The sequence below is a fragment of the Sulfitobacter sp. genome (genome assembly GCF_036960155.1).
Lineage (GTDB): Bacteria > Pseudomonadota > Alphaproteobacteria > Rhodobacterales > Rhodobacteraceae > Sulfitobacter.
This window is the reverse complement of the sequence record NZ_JBALWB010000001.1, coordinates 1105467-1120383: the sequence shown is the minus strand read 5'-3', so window position 1 is coordinate 1120383 and position 14917 is coordinate 1105467. Positions and strand designations below refer to the sequence as shown.

At 49.6% G+C, this 14917-nt stretch carries 21 protein-coding genes; 6 read left to right on the top strand and 15 right to left on the bottom strand.

The window, feature by feature from the left end:
- Positions 1 to 24: 24 nt before the first annotated feature.
- The 5 genes from V7775_RS05620 to V7775_RS05600 are packed head-to-tail and all read left to right on the top strand — an operon-like array spanning position 25 to position 5051.
- Positions 25 to 723 carry a hypothetical protein gene (locus V7775_RS05620; RefSeq protein WP_335750870.1) on the top strand — a complete coding sequence of 233 codons (699 nt, stop codon included), beginning with the start codon at positions 25 to 27 and terminating at the stop codon, positions 721 to 723.
- 53 nt (positions 724 to 776) lie between these two features.
- Positions 777 to 2798: a flagellar biosynthesis protein FlhA gene (flhA, locus tag V7775_RS05615; protein WP_443070086.1), complete on the top strand. Its 2022-nt coding sequence runs from the start codon at positions 777 to 779 to the stop codon at positions 2796 to 2798.
- Positions 2799 to 2818: 20 nt separating this feature from the next.
- On the top strand, positions 2819 to 3568 hold the full coding sequence (locus tag V7775_RS05610) for a flagellar biosynthetic protein FliR (protein ID WP_335750868.1): 750 nt from the start codon (positions 2819 to 2821) through the stop codon (positions 3566 to 3568).
- The gene (locus V7775_RS05605) at positions 3565 to 4650 is read left to right on the top strand and encodes an EscU/YscU/HrcU family type III secretion system export apparatus switch protein (RefSeq protein WP_335750867.1); all 1086 of its coding nucleotides are present in this window, start codon (positions 3565 to 3567) and stop codon (positions 4648 to 4650) included. The genes V7775_RS05610 and V7775_RS05605 overlap by 4 nt, the downstream gene beginning before the upstream one ends.
- Positions 4647 to 5051: a hypothetical protein gene (locus tag V7775_RS05600; protein ID WP_335750866.1), complete on the top strand. Its 405-nt coding sequence runs from the start codon at positions 4647 to 4649 to the stop codon at positions 5049 to 5051. Before V7775_RS05605 ends, V7775_RS05600 begins: the two co-directional genes overlap by 4 nt.
- Before the next feature lie 6 nt (positions 5052 to 5057).
- On the opposite strand, the gene V7775_RS05595 is transcribed toward V7775_RS05600, so the two are convergent.
- Genes V7775_RS05595 through V7775_RS05555 form a run of 9 tightly spaced genes read right to left on the bottom strand, consistent with a single transcriptional unit; the run spans position 5058 to position 9662 of the window.
- A complete protein-coding gene (locus V7775_RS05595; protein ID WP_335750865.1) occupies positions 5058 to 5573 on the bottom strand; it encodes a flagellar basal body-associated FliL family protein in 516 nt (171 codons plus the stop codon).
- A gap of 15 nt (positions 5574 to 5588) precedes the next feature.
- Positions 5589 to 6323: a flagellar basal body L-ring protein FlgH gene (gene flgH / locus V7775_RS05590; RefSeq protein WP_335750864.1), complete on the bottom strand. Its 735-nt coding sequence runs from the start codon at positions 6321 to 6323 to the stop codon at positions 5589 to 5591.
- A 4-nt stretch (positions 6324 to 6327) separates the two neighbouring features.
- The gene (gene flgA / locus V7775_RS05585) at positions 6328 to 6747 is read right to left on the bottom strand and encodes a flagellar basal body P-ring formation chaperone FlgA (RefSeq protein ID WP_335750863.1); all 420 of its coding nucleotides are present in this window, start codon (positions 6745 to 6747) and stop codon (positions 6328 to 6330) included.
- The gene (gene flgG / locus V7775_RS05580) at positions 6747 to 7532 is read right to left on the bottom strand and encodes a flagellar basal-body rod protein FlgG (RefSeq protein ID WP_335750862.1); all 786 of its coding nucleotides are present in this window, start codon (positions 7530 to 7532) and stop codon (positions 6747 to 6749) included. Before flgG ends, flgA begins: the two co-directional genes overlap by 1 nt.
- 12 nt (positions 7533 to 7544) lie before the next feature.
- Positions 7545 to 8264: a flagellar hook-basal body complex protein gene (locus V7775_RS05575; protein WP_335750861.1), complete on the bottom strand. Its 720-nt coding sequence runs from the start codon at positions 8262 to 8264 to the stop codon at positions 7545 to 7547.
- 2 nt (positions 8265 to 8266) lie between these two features.
- A complete protein-coding gene (locus tag V7775_RS05570) occupies positions 8267 to 8536 on the bottom strand; it encodes a flagellar biosynthetic protein FliQ (protein ID WP_335750860.1) in 270 nt (89 codons plus the stop codon).
- Positions 8536 to 8826, bottom strand: a complete 291-nt coding sequence (fliE, locus tag V7775_RS05565) for a flagellar hook-basal body complex protein FliE (protein ID WP_335750859.1) — start codon at positions 8824 to 8826, stop codon at positions 8536 to 8538. The genes V7775_RS05570 and fliE overlap by 1 nt, the downstream gene beginning before the upstream one ends.
- Positions 8827 to 8871: 45 nt before the next feature.
- Positions 8872 to 9264 (bottom strand): flagellar basal body rod protein FlgC, encoded by a 393-nt coding sequence (gene flgC / locus V7775_RS05560; RefSeq protein ID WP_335750858.1) that lies wholly within the window; start codon positions 9262 to 9264, stop codon positions 8872 to 8874.
- 11 nt (positions 9265 to 9275) lie between these two features.
- Positions 9276 to 9662 carry a FlgB family protein gene (locus V7775_RS05555; RefSeq protein WP_335750857.1) on the bottom strand — a complete coding sequence of 129 codons (387 nt, stop codon included), beginning with the start codon at positions 9660 to 9662 and terminating at the stop codon, positions 9276 to 9278.
- Between the two features lie 82 nt (positions 9663 to 9744).
- Between V7775_RS05555 and V7775_RS05550 the strand changes: the two genes are divergently transcribed.
- Positions 9745 to 11082, top strand: coding sequence for a FliI/YscN family ATPase (locus tag V7775_RS05550; protein WP_335750856.1), 1338 nt, complete (start codon positions 9745 to 9747; stop codon positions 11080 to 11082).
- Here the strand turns inward: V7775_RS05550 and V7775_RS05545 are convergent.
- From V7775_RS05545 to V7775_RS05520, 6 genes are all read right to left on the bottom strand, one after another.
- Positions 11079 to 11870: a DUF1217 domain-containing protein gene (locus V7775_RS05545; protein ID WP_335750855.1), complete on the bottom strand. Its 792-nt coding sequence runs from the start codon at positions 11868 to 11870 to the stop codon at positions 11079 to 11081. The genes V7775_RS05550 and V7775_RS05545 overlap by 4 nt on opposite strands.
- Entirely contained in the window at positions 11870 to 12274 is a 405-nt protein-coding gene (gene flbT, locus V7775_RS05540) for a flagellar biosynthesis repressor FlbT (protein ID WP_335750854.1), read from the bottom strand. Before flbT ends, V7775_RS05545 begins: the two co-directional genes overlap by 1 nt.
- A gap of 13 nt (positions 12275 to 12287) precedes the next feature.
- Entirely contained in the window at positions 12288 to 12641 is a 354-nt protein-coding gene (flaF, locus tag V7775_RS05535; RefSeq protein ID WP_335750853.1) for a flagellar biosynthesis regulator FlaF, read from the bottom strand.
- Positions 12642 to 12717: 76 nt separating this feature from the next.
- Positions 12718 to 13560 carry a flagellin N-terminal helical domain-containing protein gene (locus V7775_RS05530; RefSeq protein ID WP_335750852.1) on the bottom strand — a complete coding sequence of 281 codons (843 nt, stop codon included), beginning with the start codon at positions 13558 to 13560 and terminating at the stop codon, positions 12718 to 12720.
- 257 nt (positions 13561 to 13817) lie between these two features.
- Positions 13818 to 14171 carry a hypothetical protein gene (locus V7775_RS05525; RefSeq protein WP_335750851.1) on the bottom strand — a complete coding sequence of 118 codons (354 nt, stop codon included), beginning with the start codon at positions 14169 to 14171 and terminating at the stop codon, positions 13818 to 13820.
- Complete coding sequence (locus V7775_RS05520) at positions 14164 to 14457, bottom strand: rod-binding protein (RefSeq protein ID WP_335750850.1); 294 nt, start codon at positions 14455 to 14457, stop codon at positions 14164 to 14166. The genes V7775_RS05525 and V7775_RS05520 overlap by 8 nt, the downstream gene beginning before the upstream one ends.
- Between the last annotated feature and the right edge of the window lie 460 nt (positions 14458 to 14917).

The following is a 14917-nucleotide window of genomic DNA, read 5'->3' as shown; positions in this document are numbered from 1 at the left end:
AATGCGGCAATGTAGAGGTGCAAAATGCAATTAAATTGGTGCGGTATATGCGCATTTCTGGCGTCACTTACTGTGGCCTCCGGCTCTTCAGCAAAGAATACTATAGAGAACTACTTTGACGCTGCGGTACATCACGCCACTAGGGAAACCGTTGCTCCAAAGTCCACTTTGCGTGAGATTACCAGTATCGAAACTGATTGCGGTTCTGAAAGAGAATTTGTGTCAAGGACAGTAGGCATGAAAGGTCGAGAAGGTTGGCCTAATACTGAAGGTCAAGCTCATGAATATGTGTTTCACCATTTTAAGCGATGCATCCGAAGGTTTTCTGTAGTCTATTTCCAATTCCATTCCCGTTGGGATGATCACGCCTCTAATTCTGCTGAAAAGAAGTTCTTCTCAAAAATCAGTACATGGTATCCAAGTGCCCGCTATAACGAGTTTGGCGATTGGTTTCATATAACGGAAGCATACCATTTGCGAATCCAAAAACTCTCAATTCGTTACATGAGAACCCGCAGAGACGTTCGCAGTGGTTTGCACAATGCCACTTCAGCAATCTCAAAACTTAACAAATCAAAGCCCCAATCCCATCCAGTTGACCAACTGATCTGGTACAAAATTTTGTTGGCCATAGGCGGTGTCAACAGTGAGGAGCTTGCCCCAACGAAATCAACCATAAGTAGCGATCTTCTGCTGCGCTCTAAAGATTGGTGGGTAATGTGATTTTTTCCATACGCAACTTATTCCAACCAACTGTACTTTTAGCGGTAGCGCTCATGGCAATCATCGTGATGATGATTTTGCCCATGCCTGCTTGGGTTCTTGATACTGGTCTTGCTGCATCTTTTGCTTTAGCGATTCTCATTTTCACCGTCACTCTCTTCATAGAACGGCCTCTAGATTTCTCAGCCTTTCCTACGATCCTATTGGCCTCGTTGATGTTACGCCTTTCACTCAATGTGTCCTCAACGAAACTGATCATTGGGGAAGGACACACTGGTACCGATGCTGCCGGAGATGTCATTCAAGGTTTTGCCCAGTTTGTCATGGGAGGGTCTGTTTTCCTCGGCCTTGTTGTATTTAGCGTATTGTTGATCGTTAATTTCATGGTCATTAATAAAGGCGCAACCCGAATGGCAGAAGTTGGTGCTCGCTTTGCATTGGATGCAATGCCAGGGAAACAAATGGCCATTGATGCAGACATGTCTGCAGGAGCCATCGGTCATGAAGAAGCAAGAGAGAGGCGTTTACGGGAACAACAGGAAACAACCTTTTTTGGCTCGTTAGATGGTGCTTCAAAATTTGTCAAAGGCGATGCTATTGCAGGCCTCCTCATCACGTTACTCAACCTCATTGCAGGTTTGGTCATGGGGACCTTCGTGCATGATATGCCGATTGGGGATGCTTTTGAAACCTACGCCATTTTGACTGTAGGGGATGGCCTAGTTTCTCAAATTCCCGCTGTAGTTATCTCGATTGCTTCGGCGTTACTACTTGCCCGAGGCGGCGCACAAGGCTCTACAGACTTAGCTGTTTTTGACCAACTCACCAAACATCCCGCAGCATTGGCAACTGTAGCGTGTCTAATGGCGCTTTTTGCGTTTGTACCAGGCTTACCTTTTTTACCGTTTATCCTTGGTGCACTGGGGCTTGGGTACTTGTCATACCGAAAATACAGTAATGCCTTATCGGGTCCTGCAGAAATCGTGGAAGACGCTGGCGAGGGGACTCCTCGTGAAAAATCTCTTGGGGATGTATTGGAACTCGACGACATTCACGTCGAATTCGCTCCAGATCTCGTCAGTATGGTATTGGATCCTGGTACTGGCCTAGATGCTCGTATTGTGAATATGCGCACACACGTCGCATCTGTATTCGGCGTAATTCTTCCTGAAATTCGCCTGACAGATAATCCTGGCCTATCTTCCGGAACCTACCTGTTAAAAATTCAAGGTGTAGAGCAGGCGCGCGCCGAACTGAATCCAAATCAGGTTCTTGCGCTTGTACCTGAAAATACCAAAGCACTACCTTCAGGCATTGATACCGTCGAACCTGTTTATGGTGCACCGGCTCGCTGGATAAATATCAAAGATCAAGAAGATGCGGCAATCGCGGGGATTACGCTCGTCACTCCTGCCGAAATACTTGCCACCCATCTGTTAGAAGTCGTCAAACGCAACTTCCCACGCCTATTGACGTTGAAATCTTTGCGCCGCCTTCTTGAGGAAATGGTGAATATTTCGTCCCCTGTTCGGGCAGAAGCGAACCGAAAACTACTGGATGAACTAATTCCTGATAAGGTACCAATTGATGTCCTGCATTCAGTCTTACGTCTGCTGTTGGCCGAACAGGTTTCGATCAGAAACCTGCCTTTGATCCTTGAAGCGACGGCAGAGGCCCGTGGACAAAATTCCCAACCCGAAGCTATCTGTGAATTGGTACGTCAGCGATTAGGATTTCAACTAGTAGCAGAGATGCGACGGGTTGATGGTACATTGCCGTTGGTTCAACTTGCGCCTGAGTGGGAAGAGACATTTAGCGCTTATCAAGTGGACGCTGACAGAGGGCTAGACATTGCCTTGCCTCCGGATGTCTTTAACCAATTGGCAAACGGGGTTAGCCAAAAAATCAACGATGCTCAACAAAACGGAATTTACCCTGTTGTCGTAACCAACACACATCGGCGGCGGTTTCTCCATACCGTTATGCGTGCCAAAGGAATAAGCTCTCCGGTGTTATCGTTCGAAGAAATTGGGCTAGACGCACAACCATCTCTCGTCGGTGTTGTTCCAGCATGATGCAATCATTGGCAACAATAATGGAAATGGCCGACGCTGCTTTATGGCAAGGATTCGTGGTATTCTTGCGGATCAGTGCCTTGGTTAGTTTGCTTCCAGCTTTTGGGGAGCAATCAGTACCTGCCAAGGTCAAACTGGCGATTGCGATGGCTTTCACTTTCATCATTGCGCCTGCGGCTCCCCCCCCCCCGTTTTCGATGGATGTTGATACTCTTGTATGGATTTGCCTGACTGAAATTACTGCTGGCCTCCTCCTAGGAATCGGCATCCGCCTACTCGTGCTAGCGTTACAGACGGCGGGGTCGATTGCAGCGCAATCAACCTCACTTGCACAAATTTTAGGTGGCGCTGTCGCCGAGCCCGTACCCGCAATGGGGCATATCCTTGTTATGGGAGGCCTTGCATTGGCAGTCATGGCTGGGTTGCATGTCCGCGTCGCCGAGATGGCCATTCTTTCTTATGACATGCTTCCTATGGGGCAATTTCCGTTAGGTTCCGACGTCTCAGAATGGGGGGTCGATCGAATTCGATACGCTTTTTCATTAGCTTTCACTCTAGCCGCACCCTTTGTCATACTTTCAGTGTTATACAACGTCGCTTTGGGTGTAATTAACAAAGCTATGCCTCAACTTATGGTCGCTTTTGTTGGTGCTCCTTTGATCACTGCTGGCGGTTTGTTGGTTCTCGCTCTGGCTTCGCCTTTGCTTTTGTCCACATGGATCGATGCGCTCCATAGCTTTATAGCCAACCCGCTTAAGGCCGTTCCATGAGCGACAGCGAAGATCCGTCAGACAAAAGTTTTGACGCCTCCCCACAAAAGCTGCAAGATGCGCGTAAAAAGGGTGACGTAGCAAAATCAAATGACTTGCTAACCGCATGTGCGTATTTTGGCCTATTGATTGCACTTACTACTGTCGGCGCTCGTTCAATAGATACAGTCGCCTCCGCACTCATGACCTTGATCGATCAATCAGACTCTCTCGTACCGCTTTTCTTCAACGACAGGGCCGCTGCACCAGCGGGAGGGATCATAAAGGCAGTTGGCTTAGGTATGGCTCCCATTTTTGCGTTGCCAGCACTAGGTGTTATCTTGGCTCTTTTTGCTCAGCAAGCATGGGTATTTGCTCCAAGTAAACTTGAGCCAAAGCTCAGCAAAATCTCCATGATATCCAATGCCAAGAATAAATTCGGTCGAGACGGTATTTTTGAATTCTTAAAAAGCTTCGTAAAGCTTCTAATTTTTTCAACCTGTCTTGCCCTCTTCATTCGTGCTTGGCTGCCTCAAATGATCGGCGTCCTGCAAACCGACCCTCAAACGGTGATCACGCTCTTAGCCAAAATCTGCATCACATTCTTGAGTGTTGTTGTCGTCGTTTCTGGATTGATTGGTGGAATCGATGGCTTGTGGCAACACGCCTCTCATATGCGCAAAAACCGGATGTCCCGAAAAGAAATAACCGACGAAACTAAAAACAGCGAAGGCGATCCTCAACTGAAGCAAGAGCGCCGTCAGCGCGCATTTACGGCTTCACAAACACAAATGATGAAAGATGTTCCATCCGCCGACGTAATCATTGTAAATCCAACACACTATGCAGTTGCGCTTAAATGGAATCGATTGCCCGGTGAAGCACCTACATGTGTAGCAAAAGGTGTTGATGAAATTGCTGCAACAATCCGTCGTCTTGCATCAGAATCTGGTGTTCCAATCCATTCGGACCCCCCTACAGCACGCGCATTGCATGCCTCCGTCGAAATTGGCGCTCAGATCCGTCATGAAGATTATGCACCTGTTGCAGCAGCCATACGTTTTGCCGAAGAAATGCGGCGGCGAGCTAAGGGCGCCATATGAATAAGCAAACAGAACTTACCTCGATGAAAAAGCTGGTCGACATCAAGTACCGCCAGCAACAAGAAAGCTTTGCTCGGTTTCTCATACAGGAAAACCGCATACGGTCAGCCTTGACGCAATTGGACGTACAGTTCATCCAAAATCGCGCCACTGAAGATGTTTTGCACAAGGCCATTGGAGCAGATGTTCTTTGGCAGGCTTGGCACAGCCGAAAAAAACGTGAACTCAATCTACAATTGGCGCAAATTCTCGCAGTTAAGGAACGTCATGTCGCCCAGGTGCGTAAAGCATATGGGAAAGTCCTAGCGACCGATACACTATTAAAGAACGTAACCTTGGCGGCCAAACAGAAAAAGGCGCAATCCCAACTGGACCGCGCCATTACTTCATTGCTATTCTAGAGGGTGCTAGTAATCCTGACGCGCTATCTCAATGATCAGAACATCTTTACCGACATCCTTGCCCAAATCTTTTTGTGCGACCTCCCGTAGGGCTGTACGCAATCGATCCAACATAAGTGCATCGGTGAAATTTCCTTCAAATCCACCGACATTTGCGTGATCAAACAACACCTGCAAAAAGCTGTCACGTAACTTTGGTTCCCGTAGATAGACCGTATCAGTTTTACCTGCAGGCACCTCAATGCTCAAAGCTAAAACAACTAGCGCGGACACTTTTTCGTCCAGTACTATCGGTACAACAAATTGATTACTTAGCTTTACATATTCGCTTTCACCCTCACCGTTGGCATGTTCATCATCATGTCCTTCATCATCTTTGGTGTCTTCAACGTGATCACCCGCTTGCTCTTCTTCAGATGCAGAGGCTGTCTTTATGTCAGGAGCTGGGCGCAAGAAAACGCCAGCACCAACGCCGGCGCCAACACCGATCAGTAACAATACTAGGGGCAGAAGTTTCTTCATTTGGGTTACTCCTGATTAAAATGGTAGAATAGCATCGAGTACCTGCTGGCCTATACGTGGTTGTTGTACATCACTGATTTGCCCACGTCCGCCGTATGACACCCGCGCTGAGGCGATCTTGTCATATGTGATTTCATTCTGGCGTGAGACATCTTCTGGTCGTACGAACCCTGTAACCAACAATTCACGAAGCTCGAAATTCACTCTAAGCTCCTGACTACCCGAAATAGAAAGAACACCGTTGGGCAAAACATCAATCACTGTTGCAGCGATTCGTAGTTCCAACTTTTCATTTCGTTTAACCGAACCATCACCAGATGAACTGCTTTGTGAAGTGATGCCTACCAACTCATCTGATGAGGCCCCCTCGGGCAACTTTTGATTCAACCGCTGCGGCAAACCGAAGAGCCCTGGGACACTTAGATTTTCCGTACCAGAGCGACTTCGATCAGAGGAATTCGAGATTTCTGCCTGCTCGTCAATTTCAATGACCACCGTGAGAATATCCCCCCGCACAACTGCACGCCGATCACCCAGTAAAGACGCGCGCGATGGCGACCAAAGTGACGCAGCATCAACTGGGCGCCGCTCAACTATGACGGCTGGCAAACCCGGTTCGATCATTGCTCGTGCTTCAGGTGCCTCTAGCGCTGAAGTGAAGCTAGGTGGAGAACCAATATGATCTGCCCGAGCACAAGCAAGGGTTAGGCTAAGAACAGCAAGACCGCCAATTTTTAGAGTGGTATGCATTAAATCAGTTCCTTACTTGAATCGTGCCATCGTTCAAAACTTGACCAAAAATCGTTGCGCGGGAACCAAGATTCATCACGCGGATCCGGTCTCCTACTGCGCCTCGCTCCAATGCGCGACCTTCGGTGCTGATATTGATGCCATTTGCATAATAACGCAGCCCAACAATCTGGTTTCGTGTAATGATGGCTGGTGGACCTATGTCACCCACCAGAATGGGACGTCCGGCGTAAAGCGCTACGCGGGACTCTTGACCGATCACATCAGACAAACGCGCAAAACCCGTCACTAATTCTCCTGCTGCGAAAGTCACGTCCATTTCTGTGATGATATGATTAGGTCGTATTGTTCGGGCCGACACCACAGTGTCAGCAAAAGCGGGAAAGGCCAGTATCGTGGCCGAAACGATTCCAAGAGTTCTCATTATCGAACCTGCGTCGTTGCGCTCATCATCTGATCAACAGCAGAGATGACTTTTGCGTTCATTTCGTAGCCGCGCTGTGCTTCGATCAACTCGGTAATTTCGCGAACGGCATCAACCGAGCTGTCTTCAAGGTAGCCCTGCCTTAGGGTGCCTAGCCCGTCTTCGCCGGGAGATGAGACAAGTGCGGGACCTGAAGCTTCAGTTTCAAGAAACATGTTGCTACCTATTGCCTCAAGGCCTTTGGAATTCGTGAAACCCGTCAGCGTAAATTGTCCCAACAGCTGGGCCTCGGCTGCGTCATCGAAGTAGGCATACACCTCCCCGTCAGAATTGATCGAAATACTGCGCGCGTCAGAGGGAATCGTAATCTCGGGGCCCACAGCAAAACCTTCGGACGTGACAATAAGCCCATCACCAGTCCTTTTAAGACCGCCATCACGTGTATATGCGGTTTGCCCACTCGGCAGAGTCACTTCCAGATAACCCTGTCCGTCGATAGCAACATCCAAGTCACCTTGTGTCGCAGACAGCGATCCCTGTTGTAGATGTAAACTCACCGCGGCGGGACGCACGCCCAAACCAAGTTGCACACCTGTTGGCAGAACGGTGCCATCTGACGCGTTAACTGAGCCAGCACGTGCCATCTGTTGATAGTGAAGGTCAGCAAACTCCGCACGGCGGGCATTATAGCCAGTTGTACTCATGTTCGCGAGATTGTTAGAAATCGTCTCAACCCGCATTTGCTGAGCGCTCATTCCTGTTGCTGCAATTGTAAGGGCACGCATATGCTCTCTCCTTTAATTTGAGTCAGTGAGGGTTTTGACGGCCGCGCGAACACGCTCGTCCTCGGTCTGCAAAAAGCTTTGACCCATCTCGTAAGCGCGTTGAACCTCGATCATTCGTGACAATTCCAACAAGGGGTTCACATTAGACCCCTCGATGAAACCTTGGAGGACACGGGCATCTTCTGCGAGTTCATCACCCGCATCCGCGCGAAACATCACACCATCCTCTCGCACCATTTCAAGGGGCTCCAAGGGACGGACAATAGCCATTTGACCAAGGGGTATGCCATCCATGCTAAGCGTGCCGTCGGAAGACACTGCAAGCGTGCCAGCCCCAGCCGGAACGAATAGCGGCGCACGTCCAGCATCCAAAACAGGAAAACCATCTGGAGTGACCAACTGCCCCTCCGCATTTGGCGAAAAGGCCCCAGCACGACTAAGTCGATCCCCCATCGGAGTTTGGATAACAAAGTATCCGTCCCCCTCAATCGCGAAATCAAAGGTACCATTTGTCTGGCGTAACCCGCCCTGCTCAAAGGACGTTTTTCCGATATTCCCCTGGCCCATCGAAAGAGAAGGGCCTTGATCAATCGATTTAACGTATTCAGAGAAAATCACACCTTCGGCGCGAAAGCCTGTTGTGCTCGCGTTGGCGATATTATTCGCTACTACTTGCATTTCACGCTGCAGGCCGGATTGACGGCTCAACGTGATATATCCGGTACTTTCCATATTTATCCTCCAATGATGAGCGGAATGATTTGGCCGTGGAAGAATGCTACAAGTGTGTTGGTCATGAAGTGCATCGACATCCAGAAAACGACAGCAATGGCTGCCAGTTTTGGCACAAATGTCAGGGTCATTTCCTGTACTGATGTTAGTGCTTGAAACAACCCGATCGACACACCTGTAACCAGTGCTGCGACAAGGATTGGCAGCGAAATAATGAATGCTACCCAAAGCCCTTGCCGCATGGTGTCAAAGAACACCAATTCGTCCATCATTAGACAGGCATCCGCAGAATTTCCTGATATGCTTCTACAACTTTATTCCGCACGTTAACGGCGGTTTCGACGGCCAATTCAGTCTGGGCGAGAGCCTGCACCAAAGCATGAGGATCAGCATTTCCCATCATGTTCGACTGCGCAATTTGCTCAGATTTAGCCAACGTAGAAGCGAAATCTCCTGCGACCCCTTTAAGAGCCGCAAACGCACCTTCTTCACTCTCTACAGGTGTCGTTGCTGGTTTTGCAGATGTATAATTCTGGATCGCATTAAGTGAATTCAATTCCATTCTGGAACTCCTATTTTAAGTTTGGCCCACGGCCAGGTAAGCGCCTTAGCGACGCAATAGTTGCATTAAACTGCTCGACATTTTTCGTGCTTGATCAAACATCTTGAGATTTGCCTCATAGCTACGCTGGGCTTCGCGCGCGTCAGCCAGCTCGATCAATAGGTCGACGTTAGAGCCTGAATATTGCCCTGTTTCATCCGCCAGCGGATGAGCTGGGTCATAGACTTTTGACAATTCAGTTTGATCTAAACTCACGCGGCCCACTTCAACTTTTGAAATGCTATCGCCTTGCCCAAGAGCCGTTTCAAAAGATATCAATTTTCGGCGATACCCAGGCGTGTCCGCATTTGAGATGTTTTCTGACAAATGACGTAGGCGCTGGGCCTGAGCCTGCATACCACTGGCGGACACAGAACGGGCCGATGAAAAATCAGTCATAAAACTCTCTCCTATTTAGTCCGGCCAGCGACACGCAGCACATCAAGCGATGACTTATAAATCGCGAGCGCTCGATCATGGTGTGATTTGGCTTCAGCCGCCTTAAGCAACTCTGCCTCTAACGTGACTGAATTTTGGTTAAGATTGTCGCTGCCGCGCATATCAATCGGTGCCATCTCTTGATTGCTCGTGGAGCCATGCAAATGACCTTCGCGTGTGGCACGCTGGCTACCACCAGTTTCCGACGGCTTATAAAGCTCCGCAAATGGCGGCATTTGTTTGCCCACATATCCCGGAGTGTCAGCGTTCGCGACATTTTGCGAGATCAGCGCCTGACTCTGGCCCGCATGACGCGCCATGGCCGAAGCCGTCTGAAAGACTGTTAAATTTTCGAACATCGGGATTCTCCCTGCAGTAATTTCAATGAATGCTTAAGGGTGATTCCTTTAGAAACAGTGAGCAGCCGAAAAAAGGGACACAATGACAGACACATCACTTATCGATGGGCTAGTCGCCCACATCGCAGAATTAAGCCCTGTCCGCCCCGTTGGGCGCGTGAGCCAAGCTGACGGAGCGGCATTACATGTCACAGGCCTGACAAACCATGCATCAATAGGTGATGGCCTGCAGGTCTACAGAAAACGCGGTGCTCCGTTACGCGGTGAGGTTGTCCAAGTCATGGGAGACAAATTGGTCATGCTCGCTGAAGCTCCGCCGGAAGGGATAAGCATAGATGACCGGGTTGCTCTCCTGTCTCCCGGCGTGATTGCACCCTCGTCGGAATGGTTAGGTCGAATTATCGATCCAATGGGACGTCCCTTGGATGGCAAACCATTGCTGCGCGGTGCAATTGCACGACGCTTATTGTGCCCGCCACCTAGTGCTGCTGTTCGGCGGCCTTTTGGGCCCCGATTGAGCACTGGGTTGGCTGTTACAAATACCGTTCTACCCTTGGTAAAAGGTCAACGAATGGGCTTGTTTGCTGGTTCAGGTGTTGGGAAATCTACTTTGTTGGGGCAATTCGCCCGCCATATGACTGCAGATATCGTTGTTATCGCCATGATTGGTGAGCGCGGACGGGAGCTTCGTCATTTTGTAGATGAGGTGCTCGGTGCTGAGGGTCTCGCGCGCGCTGTCGTTGTTGCCGCAACATCCGACCAGTCGCCTCTTCTTAGAAGGCGCTGCGCACTGACCGCCATGGCGGTTGCCGAACACTATCGTGATGGAGGTCATTCAGTGCTTTTCCTTGCCGATTCGATCACACGGTTTGCTGAAGCTCACCGCGAGGTTGCCGTTGCAGCGGGAGAAGCACCTGTTTTACGAGGGTACCCTCCTTCAACAACCCACCTAATCACGTCTCTTTGTGAACGCGCTGGACCAGGGGCAGGAACGCAAGGCGATATTACCGCATTGTTCAGCGTGCTCGTTGCTGGATCAGACATGGACGAGCCAGTCGCAGACATTCTACGCGGCGTACTAGATGGGCATATTGTTTTGGATCGTTCAATTGCTGAGCGTGGGCGCTTTCCCGCAGTTGACGTCTTACGTTCGGTTTCTCGCAGCTTGCCTTCGGCGGCGAGTAAACGAGAAAACGCGCTAATAGCCCTCACCCGTAAGATGCTGAGCCTCTATGATGCCAACGCGATGATGATTAGAGCAGGTTTGTATACCCATGGGAGCGATCCGGATATCGATAAAGCGATTCAACTATATCCAGATCTAGAAAACTTTCTCGCTCGGGCCGAACCGGACGATGCCCAAAGAAGCTTCAGTCAGTTAGAGCTAATTTTCCGTCGGGCAGGACTCAGCGTAATTTAACGGCCAGTCAGTAACGTTAGAGCAATAGCGTTTGACGAAAACGTCGCGTTAAAGTCGGCGATCTGATTTCGAACAACATATTTGGTGACCAAATCTTGAACTAAGGTAGGGTCACTAAATGCACTTAGATCGTCCGTTCCAAACTCTTTGTTAGCCCGTTCTTTGAATACACCTAATTGCTGCTCCAGGTCTATTTCCCCAAAGGCACTGGGTAGGTTAAGCGCTTTTTCAAAAATATTTCGTAACGGCGCATCAGCCATAATGGAGTACCATTTAGCATCATTTGACATGTCATCTGCTGCCAGAGCACCCATTTCACGCTCTGCATAGAGCGCGAACCGCATAGATTCATTTTGGTCACCTGCAGCGATCTCAAATTCGATAGCCTCGTACTGACTAACTATTTTCTCAGCAAAGAGAGGTTCGCCAATCTTGAGGGTTTCCCCTGGCCCAAACCCAAAGGCAGCTGACAGTTCCTTGTAGTTTGGGTCAGTAAATCTGTTCGCTAGAGAATCCTCATTCGTTGTCCCCTCTTCCAGGATCTTGCGAATGAAGAACTGACTATTGATATCGTCGTGTAGACTAAATGCTCCCAGCACTACCGATAACAACCGGTAGTCGCTCACAAGATCTTCAGCCGATTCGACATTTCCTATGTTTTCACGAAAGTAGTCGCCGTCACGCTGGAGCTGGGCACTCTGAGTAAAGGCTTCGAATTGACTGTCATAGGTTTGCTGCAGAAACCGCCATCCGCCCAAACCAGAAATCGGAATAATAGGCTGAAACATCAGTTTGGCCGCACGGCCATTAGCCGCCCTTCTCGTGGTAACAACGCACGCAGTGCTTTTAGCGTTCGATAGTGCTGTTTATCGATAATGGCCTGGCTCGCTTCGGCCAACATCTTGCGGCTGTCGTCATCAGTGAAGATTTGGCTCAATTCTTCTACTTGCCGCAGCAATGGCAAGTGGGCGCTCTCAGCATCCTTATCCCCAGACAGCACAAGCTGCACAGCAAACAAGGCGCGCCGAACTGGCGTTTTGGCGTCTTCGGGATGAATTGCGTCTCTAAGGCGCAGAATTTTTGCATCGGGCGTCATAATGGCTAAACGGCTACGTCGATCACCGTTTTCAATGACAGCGCCGTTAACCAGCACTCTTTCTTTCGGACCCAACTTTAAGACAAGACCGCTCATATTGGTTTCCAATCTATTTCAAGCCGCGCAAAATTGCGGTGTTAACTTCGACAAGTGGCATGGCAGAATCTTCACGCCGTATGACCTTGCGGGTGTGATGATCCGTAAATTCGGCGAGGTATATTAAACGCGCACGCAGCTCATCAGGCAGCAAATTTCCTGAACTTGCTACGTCCATCCCTAGCTTTCGCCAGAGAGTTCGGTTTTCATGCAAAGCGTCAATCAACTTACCGAAATTTTTCTCTCGCATGGCTGCAGTTAACCGCGAGGTGATGCGCGCGATGACATCATATTCTGCCTTACGGGCTGATTTTAAAGGTGCGGCCGTGGGTGCATATCCACGCTGCGCAAGTTGTGTTGTATTCACGGCTGTCCCTACTCGTTACTGGCAGTGGAGGAGGCGCGCACATACGCGCCTCCAACCTATTTTACCGATCCACCGTTTAACGGAAGAGAGACATGATTGTTGAAGGTGCCTCATTGGCAATCGACAGCGCCTGAACACCCAACTGCTGCTGAGTCTGCAGCGCCTGAAGTTTGGCAGATGCCGCTTCCATATCCGTATCAACAAGGGCGCCAATACCGGTTGTCAACGAGTCAGACAGTTTGGACACAAAGTTGGCTTGATCGTCCAACCGCTTGGCTGAAGTACCAAGGGCCGCCGCACCAGTGATCGCCGCGTCTAACATAGTCGTCAGCTCGGTGTAGGTTGTCGCGGCGTCTGTCGTATCAGCAGTGCCCGTCAGGGTGATATCCGTAACGGACGCCTCAAGATCAGCCGTCGCGACGGTAATCGTCGTCGCTGTCGCCGCGCCCGCACCAATGCGGTTGATGGAGCCTACGACATCCAGACCAGCCGCACCATTACCATCCGTATCGGTATTCAACAGGTTCACACCGTTGAACTGAGAGCCAGCCACGATGGAATCGAGTTGCTCCTTCTTTGCTGCCATTTCGAGATCAATCTGCGCGAAGTCTGCAGATTCTGATTGTGCAGAAATCGCCAGCGCCTGCATCTCCTTGATCGTTTCCACGATCAATTCCGCACCCGCACTTGCCACGCCAACCGCGGATTGACCAACCGCAAGGCTGTCCTGAACGGCATCCAGACCAGATACATCTGATTCCATCACTTTGGAAATCGCCCAGACCGAAGCGTTGTCTTTGGCTGAATTGATGTCCTTACCTGTGGAGATCGCGTTTTGCGTATCCGCCAGGTTCATGTTGATAGATTTCAAAGTTTGCAGGGCAACCATTGCGCTGTTGTTTGTAAGAATGCTCGACATTGTAGCACGTTCCTTATTTTCGTGTCGACGCTTTGCGCCGGATAGCGTCCTCACTAATGTGGGACAGGAATGCCATACTGACCTTTACATCTGCCCGTTCAGGCAGTGTGCCATCCGTGTATCGGATGCATGGACAATATGTGCTTTGTCCGCTTTCTAAACTCTTAATGCGCACAATCGCTGTGCAGCGCATTTTATTAAACTGACCATCAGCTCATTCTGGGTTGGTTTACTTGCTGAAGTATCGTTCACAAAACTCACGCCCGCTTTTCCAGTTTCTGTGTAACTTGCGTTACAACACGCTTTTTACGGCCTTGTGCATCATAGGTATCTAGTGATGTCCGAACTTCCCGCAATGCAGCCAATCGCGCCGCTACCGAGCGAATCCCCTCCAGTGCACCATCCAGCAATAATTGGTTGCGTTTCAGCTTACCTTCTAATGGCACGATTTGTTCATGGTGGCTTTCATCACCTTCTGACAAAATCTCTACCAATTTTTCTTTTGCAGGTAATAGTGTCCCAAGCCCGTTCAGATCGCCATTGAGCAGAAAGGCCCGTTCTTGATCAAGAAGGGTATCAAGTTCGCTCAGTTCAATGTGTTCATCAGTCATGTGTTTGTTCCTTCAGAGCTTCAAAAAGTGATTCGGCCAGCCCAATACCGCCAGCTTTTACAATGTGCTTTGCCTGTTCCTGAATCAGGAACGAACTGAATTGATCTTCTCCCGCGCCACCTCCAAAGCTTTCGCTGGTTTGGCCAAGCCCGGCTGACTGCAACATTTCAGCCAAAAACGCAGCTTCAAGATTCTGTGCAGCCTCCATCAAAGCACTGTCGCGAGACGGGGGAGACGGGGGAGACGATGTTGTCGTTATTGGAACCGAGGCAGGAATCGGAATCATTCGAAATACTCCTTAAATTGGATCAATTTTCCTAAGCATGTGCCAAAAGCGGTAAACAACCGGTAAGGAAGAATGTGGTTAGTGTGTGCAGATCGAGGAAGAACCCCGAAAGGCACCAGAATGAATACAACTACTGTACAAGTCGGAAATGCGGCGACCAATGGAACAGCGCTTAAATCCACGCCTGATGCTGCTCGGGCCACAAAGGCTATTCCAGATGAACGTACAAACCACTCTGGAAAGGATCAGCCAGACTTTGCAGAATTGCTTGCAAATCTCTCAGAATCAGCTTCGGAATTGGCCGACAACGAACCAGAAACCCTTGAGGTTCCAGTACAGACAAACATAGAAGCAGATAAAAGCGTATCAACACCTGTCCCAGAAGATAGCGAAGTCCCCAGCGGAGGGTTCCAGGCAGATTTTGAGCAAGCAGAACAAGGCTCATCAGCACTTTCATCTA

What these genes read in the sequence shown, in the direction of transcription:
- V7775_RS05620 (WP_335750870.1), top strand. Translation starts at nt 25, where the DNA reads ATGCAATTAAATTGGTGCGGTATATGCGCATTTCTGGCGTCACTTACT.
- flhA (WP_443070086.1), top strand. Translation starts at nt 777, where the DNA reads ATGGCAATCATCGTGATGATGATTTTGCCCATGCCTGCTTGGGTTCTT.
- V7775_RS05610 (WP_335750868.1), top strand. Translation starts at nt 2,819, where the DNA reads ATGGAAATGGCCGACGCTGCTTTATGGCAAGGATTCGTGGTATTCTTG.
- V7775_RS05605 (WP_335750867.1), top strand. Translation starts at nt 3,565, where the DNA reads ATGAGCGACAGCGAAGATCCGTCAGACAAAAGTTTTGACGCCTCCCCA.
- V7775_RS05600 (WP_335750866.1), top strand. Translation starts at nt 4,647, where the DNA reads ATGAATAAGCAAACAGAACTTACCTCGATGAAAAAGCTGGTCGACATC.
- V7775_RS05595 (WP_335750865.1), bottom strand. Translation starts at nt 5,573, where the DNA reads ATGAAGAAACTTCTGCCCCTAGTATTGTTACTGATCGGTGTTGGCGCC.
- flgH (WP_335750864.1), bottom strand. Translation starts at nt 6,323, where the DNA reads ATGCATACCACTCTAAAAATTGGCGGTCTTGCTGTTCTTAGCCTAACC.
- flgA (WP_335750863.1), bottom strand. Translation starts at nt 6,747, where the DNA reads ATGAGAACTCTTGGAATCGTTTCGGCCACGATACTGGCCTTTCCCGCT.
- flgG (WP_335750862.1), bottom strand. Translation starts at nt 7,532, where the DNA reads ATGCGTGCCCTTACAATTGCAGCAACAGGAATGAGCGCTCAGCAAATG.
- V7775_RS05575 (WP_335750861.1), bottom strand. Translation starts at nt 8,264, where the DNA reads ATGGAAAGTACCGGATATATCACGTTGAGCCGTCAATCCGGCCTGCAG.
- V7775_RS05570 (WP_335750860.1), bottom strand. Translation starts at nt 8,536, where the DNA reads ATGATGGACGAATTGGTGTTCTTTGACACCATGCGGCAAGGGCTTTGG.
- fliE (WP_335750859.1), bottom strand. Translation starts at nt 8,826, where the DNA reads ATGGAATTGAATTCACTTAATGCGATCCAGAATTATACATCTGCAAAA.
- flgC (WP_335750858.1), bottom strand. Translation starts at nt 9,264, where the DNA reads ATGACTGATTTTTCATCGGCCCGTTCTGTGTCCGCCAGTGGTATGCAG.
- V7775_RS05555 (WP_335750857.1), bottom strand. Translation starts at nt 9,662, where the DNA reads ATGTTCGAAAATTTAACAGTCTTTCAGACGGCTTCGGCCATGGCGCGT.
- V7775_RS05550 (WP_335750856.1), top strand. Translation starts at nt 9,745, where the DNA reads ATGACAGACACATCACTTATCGATGGGCTAGTCGCCCACATCGCAGAA.
- V7775_RS05545 (WP_335750855.1), bottom strand. Translation starts at nt 11,870, where the DNA reads ATGTTTCAGCCTATTATTCCGATTTCTGGTTTGGGCGGATGGCGGTTT.
- flbT (WP_335750854.1), bottom strand. Translation starts at nt 12,274, where the DNA reads ATGAGCGGTCTTGTCTTAAAGTTGGGTCCGAAAGAAAGAGTGCTGGTT.
- V7775_RS05530 (WP_335750852.1), bottom strand. Translation starts at nt 13,560, where the DNA reads ATGTCGAGCATTCTTACAAACAACAGCGCAATGGTTGCCCTGCAAACT.
- V7775_RS05525 (WP_335750851.1), bottom strand. Translation starts at nt 14,171, where the DNA reads ATGACTGATGAACACATTGAACTGAGCGAACTTGATACCCTTCTTGAT.
- V7775_RS05520 (WP_335750850.1), bottom strand. Translation starts at nt 14,457, where the DNA reads ATGATTCCGATTCCTGCCTCGGTTCCAATAACGACAACATCGTCTCCC.